Genomic DNA, 1,916 nt, shown 5'->3' with positions numbered 1-1,916 from the left:
GTGGCCCTTTCACTGTATTGGCCCCAGTATTTTGTACAGATAGGGGACTTCAAGCTGACGGGGTTGATCATCCCGTTGATCCAGATCATCATGTTCGGGATGGGGACCTCCATGAGCATCAAGGATTTTGCGGAGATCATCAAATCCCCAAAAGGGGTATTGGTAGGTGTGGCTGCACAATTGGCCATCATGCCGATCATCGGTTACGTACTGGCCAACATCAGCGGTTTTTCTCCTGAGATTGCCGCGGGAATCGTATTGATAGGCTGCTCGCCGAGCGGGGTGGCCTCCAATGTGATGGCCTACCTGGCCAAGGCCAATCTGGCACTTTCCATTACCATCACTTCCATTGCCACGCTTCTCGCTCCCTTTGTCACCCCTTTGTTGATGAAACTGTTGGCCGGTCAGTTCGTGGAGATCGATGTGTTGACCATGATGTGGAGCATCACCAAGATGATCATCCTGCCCATCGGTGCCGGGTTGCTGTTCAACTATTTGTTGCACGGCAAGACCAAATGGTTGGATGATATCATGCCCATGTTGTCCATGTTGGCCATTGGATTGATCATTATTGTGATCACCGCAGCGGGCAGGGACAGTCTTTTGGATATTGGCGGAATGCTGCTCCTTTTGGTACTCGTCCACAATCTTTTTGGCTATTTTTTGGGCTATTGGTTTGCACGGGTCGTGGGAATGGACGAGCGGGATGCCCGTACCATTTCCATAGAAGTGGGCATGCAAAATGGGGGGTTGGCCTCGGGGATCGCCAATACGTTGGGCAAGATCGCCACCATGGGGCTTGCGCCGGCCGTTTTCGGTCCACTGATGAACATTACAGGTTCCATTTTGGCATCCTATTGGCACAAAAGTGCACCTAAAAAGAAGGTGTCCACAGTAAAAAATTAAAAAAAGTATATAAGAATTAATTGTTTGAGTTAGTTTAGTTTTTCAAGAAGAGCGTACCTTTTTTAAAGTGCGTTCTTCTTTTTCTTAAACAGCACATATTAAAACCAACAAACATAACATTTTATGAAAGGGACAAAAAAAGTGATCACGTTCGGGGAAATCATGTTACGATTGGCCCCTCCGGGATTTTTAAGGTTTTCACAGGCGAACAGTTTCGATGTGGTCTATGGCGGGGGAGAGTCCAATGTGGCGGTATCCCTGGCCAATTATGGCATCCCCGTGGACTTTGTGACCCGGCTGCCCAAGAACGACCTGGGCGAATGTGCCCTGATGGAGATGCGCAAGCGTGGCGTCGGCACCGACAGAATCATCTTCGGGGGGGACCGATTGGGCATCTACTTTTTGGAGACGGGAGCCGTTTCCAGAGGGAGCAAGGTGGTGTACGACCGTGCCCATTCGGCCATGGCAGAGATCCAGAAGGGCATGGTGGACTGGGACAGTGTTTTTGAAGGGGCGGAATGGTTCCATTGGACGGGGATCACCCCGGCCATTTCCCAGGGAGCGGCCGATGCCTGCATCGAGGCGGTAAAGGCGGCCAAAAGGCACGGGCTCACCGTTTCCACCGACCTGAACTACAGGGCCAAGCTCTGGAAATACGGAGGGGACCGGGAGGCCATCATGACGGAACTGACCTCGTACTGCGATATCATTCTGGGGAACGAGGAAGATGCGGAAAAGCATTTTGGGATAAAGCCGGAAGGGCTTGACATTGCCACACAGGGGGAACATGTAAAGGCCGAGGCCTTTTTGTCCGTTTGCCAACAGATGATGAAAAAGTTCCCCAACGCCAAAAAAGTGATCACTACCTTGAGGGGGTCCCTTTCGGCCTCACACAACTCTTGGGCAGGGGTATTGTATGATGGCAAGGCCATGCTCACTTCCCCGGAATACCAGATCACGCACATTGTGGACCGTGTAGGCGGAGGGGATTCGTTTATGGGCGGATTGAT

2 protein-coding genes are annotated in these 1,916 nt (G+C 51.5%); both read left to right on the top strand.

Translation table 11 applies throughout. From position 1 onward, the window contains the following. Positions 1-906: bile acid:sodium symporter family protein (locus tag LKX84_RS17855; protein ID WP_228239080.1), on the top strand; the 906-nt coding region annotated here is incomplete at its 5' end. Between the two features lie 123 nt (positions 907-1,029). Then, positions 1,030-1,916 (top strand): sugar kinase (locus LKX84_RS17850; RefSeq protein ID WP_228239079.1); only part of this gene is annotated, 887 nt, incomplete at its 3' end.

The sequence above is a fragment of the Allomuricauda sp. M10 genome (assembly GCF_020782875.1).
Classification (GTDB): domain Bacteria; phylum Bacteroidota; class Bacteroidia; order Flavobacteriales; family Flavobacteriaceae; genus Flagellimonas.
This window is presented reverse-complemented; position numbering and strand designations above follow the sequence as displayed.